Origin of the sequence: Escherichia sp. WS1265, from assembly GCF_046487585.1 — a bacterium.
GTDB classification, from domain to species: Bacteria; Pseudomonadota; Gammaproteobacteria; order Enterobacterales; family Enterobacteriaceae; genus Escherichia; species Escherichia coli.
Genome location: NZ_JBJQJE010000054.1, coordinates 1 through 3154, shown reverse-complemented (window position 1 = coordinate 3154; position 3154 = coordinate 1). Strand labels below are relative to the sequence as shown.

Genomic DNA, 3154 nt, shown 5'->3' with positions numbered 1-3154 from the left:
TTTGCTCTTTAAAAATCTGGATCAAGCTGAAAATTGAAACACTGAACAACGAAAGTTGTTCGTGAGTCTCTCAAATTTTCGCAACACGATGATGAATCGAAAGAAACATCTTCGGGTTGTGAGGTTAAGCGACTAAGCGTACACGGTGGATGCCCTGGCAGTCAGAGGCGATGAAGGACGTGCTAATCTGCGATAAGCGTCGGTAAGGTGATATGAACCGTTATAACCGGCGATTTCCGAATGGGGAAACCCAGTGTGATTCGTCACACTATCATTAACTGAATCCATAGGTTAATGAGGCGAACCGGGGGAACTGAAACATCTAAGTACCCCGAGGAAAAGAAATCAACCGAGATTCCCCCAGTAGCGGCGAGCGAACGGGGAGCAGCCCAGAGCCTGAATCAGTGTGTGTGTTAGTGGAAGCGTCTGGAAAGGCGCGCGATACAGGGTGACAGCCCCGTACACAAAAATGCACATACTGTGAGCTCGATGAGTAGGGCGGGACACGTGGTATCCTGTCTGAATATGGGGGGACCATCCTCCAAGGCTAAATACTCCTGACTGACCGATAGTGAACCAGTACCGTGAGGGAAAGGCGAAAAGAACCCCGGCGAGGGGAGTGAAAAAGAACCTGAAACCGTGTACGTACAAGCAGTGGGAGCCTCTTTATGGGGTGACTGCGTACCTTTTGTATAATGGGTCAGCGACTTATATTCTGTAGCAAGGTTAACCGAATAGGGGAGCCGAAGGGAAACCGAGTCTTAACTGGGCGTTAAGTTGCAGGGTATAGACCCGAAACCCGGTGATCTAGCCATGGGCAGGTTGAAGGTTGGGTAACACTAACTGGAGGACCGAACCGACTAATGTTGAAAAATTAGCGGATGACTTGTGGCTGGGGGTGAAAGGCCAATCAAACCGGGAGATAGCTGGTTCTCCCCGAAAGCTATTTAGGTAGCGCCTCGTGAATTCATCTCCGGGGGTAGAGCACTGTTTCGGCAAGGGGGTCATCCCGACTTACCAACCCGATGCAAACTGCGAATACCGGAGAATGTTATCACGGGAGACACACGGCGGGTGCTAACGTCCGTCGTGAAGAGGGAAACAACCCAGACCGCCAGCTAAGGTCCCAAAGTCATGGTTAAGTGGGAAACGATGTGGGAAGGCCCAGACAGCCAGGATGTTGGCTTAGAAGCAGCCATCATTTAAAGAAAGCGTAATAGCTCACTGGTCGAGTCGGCCTGCGCGGAAGATGTAACGGGGCTAAACCATGCACCGAAGCTGCGGCAGCGACACTATGTGTTGTTGGGTAGGGGAGCGTTCTGTAAGCCTGTGAAGGTGTGCTGTGAGGTATGCTGGAGGTATCAGAAGTGCGAATGCTGACATAAGTAACGATAAAGCGGGTGAAAAGCCCGCTCGCCGGAAGACCAAGGGTTCCTGTCCAACGTTAATCGGGGCAGGGTGAGTCGACCCCTAAGGCGAGGCCGAAAGGCGTAGTCGATGGGAAACAGGTTAATATTCCTGTACTTGGTGTTACTGCGAAGGGGGGACGGAGAAGGCTATGTTGGCCGGGCGACGGTTGTCCCGGTTTAAGCGTGTAGGCTGGTTTTCCAGGCAAATCCGGAAAATCAAGGCTGAGGCGTGATGACGAGGCACTACGGTGCTGAAGCAACAAATGCCCTGCTTCCAGGAAAAGCCTCTAAGCATCAGGTAACATCAAATCGTACCCCAAACCGACACAGGTGGTCAGGTAGAGAATACCAAGGCGCTTGAGAGAACTCGGGTGAAGGAACTAGGCAAAATGGTGCCGTAACTTCGGGAGAAGGCACGCTGATATGTAGGTGAAGTCCCTTGCGGATGGAGCTGAAATCAGTCGAAGATACCAGCTGGCTGCAACTGTTTATTAAAAACACAGCACTGTGCAAACACGAAAGTGGACGTATACGGTGTGACGCCTGCCCGGTGCCGGAAGGTTAATTGATGGGGTTAGCGGTAACGCGAAGCTCTTGATCGAAGCCCCGGTAAACGGCGGCCGTAACTATAACGGTCCTAAGGTAGCGAAATTCCTTGTCGGGTAAGTTCCGACCTGCACGAATGGCGTAATGATGGCCAGGCTGTCTCCACCCGAGACTCAGTGAAATTGAACTCGCTGTGAAGATGCAGTGTACCCGCGGCAAGACGGAAAGACCCCGTGAACCTTTACTATAGCTTGACACTGAACATTGAGCCTTGATGTGTAGGATAGGTGGGAGGCTTTGAAGTGTGGACGCCAGTCTGCATGGAGCCGACCTTGAAATACCACCCTTTAATGTTTGATGTTCTAACGTTGGCCCCTGATCGGGGTTGCGGACAGTGTCTGGTGGGTAGTTTGACTGGGGCGGTCTCCTCCTAAAGAGTAACGGAGGAGCACGAAGGTTGGCTAATCCTGGTCGGACATCAGGAGGTTAGTGCAATGGCATAAGCCAGCTTGACTGCGAGCGTGACGGCGCGAGCAGGTGCGAAAGCAGGTCATAGTGATCCGGTGGTTCTGAATGGAAGGGCCATCGCTCAACGGATAAAAGGTACTCCGGGGATAACAGGCTGATACCGCCCAAGAGTTCATATCGACGGCGGTGTTTGGCACCTCGATGTCGGCTCATCACATCCTGGGGCTGAAGTAGGTCCCAAGGGTATGGCTGTTCGCCATTTAAAGTGGTACGCGAGCTGGGTTTAGAACGTCGTGAGACAGTTCGGTCCCTATCTGCCGTGGGCGCTGGAGAACTGAGGGGGGCTGCTCCTAGTACGAGAGGACCGGAGTGGACGCATCACTGGTGTTCGGGTTGTCATGCCAATGGCACTGCCCGGTAGCTAAATGCGGAAGAGATAAGTGCTGAAAGCATCTAAGCACGAAACTTGCCCCGAGATGAGTTCTCCCTGACCCTTTAAGGGTCCTGAAGGAACGTTGAAGACGACGACGTTGATAGGCCGGGTGTGTAAGCGCAGCGATGCGTTGAGCTAACCGGTACTAATGAACCGTGAGGCTTAACCTTACAACGCCGAAGATGTTTTGGCGGATTGAGAGAAGATTTTCAGCCTGATACAGATTAAATCAGAACGCAGAAGCGGTCTGATGAAACAGAATTTGCCTGGCGGCCTTAGCGCGGTGGTCCCACCTGAC

At 52.4% G+C, this 3154-nt stretch carries 1 rRNA gene; it reads left to right on the top strand.

The features are described 5' to 3' along the window. The first annotated feature begins 122 nt into the window (after positions 1-122). Positions 123-3026, top strand: a 23S ribosomal RNA gene (locus ACJHX3_RS24495). Positions 3027-3154: the final 128 nt, after the last annotated feature.